Origin of the sequence: Weissella sp. DD23, assembly GCF_001579105.1 — a bacterium.
Lineage (GTDB): Bacteria > Bacillota > Bacilli > Lactobacillales > Lactobacillaceae > Weissella > Weissella cibaria.
In genome coordinates, this window is sequence record NZ_KQ970486.1 from 1 (window position 1) to 386 (window position 386).

General features: G+C 48.7%; 1 pseudogene. It reads left to right on the forward strand.

Annotated features, from left to right (window positions below):
* Positions 1-386, forward strand: a pseudogene (locus WEIDD23_RS13905) (phosphohydrolase); the annotation flags it as partial.

Consider the following 386-nt stretch of genomic DNA (forward strand, 5'->3'; position numbering starts at 1 on the left):
GGGCACCCGGTATTGATGCTGTCCTGAAGCAAGTGCTGGATGATATTGTAGCAGACAAGGTGCGTAAACCGACACACGTGATGCTGTTAGACAATACCCCATCAATGCAAATGTTACTGCAATTCAACCAAGTAACGGGTATCCAGCCAGTCGTTTATGACCACCACGTTTCGAATGCACCGGTGTGGGCTGAGGCGACGACGGTGGCTCGGTTTATTACTGACGATACGGGGACATCTTCGGCGACCGAGTTGGTATTTAAAGATCAACGAGCGGCTTTTACCACATTGCCATTTTGGCAAACCCTAGTGACACTAACGAATTTATATGATACCTGGATGTGGCAGGATGCGGCATATGATGATGACGTAGCGACAGGTTCAACT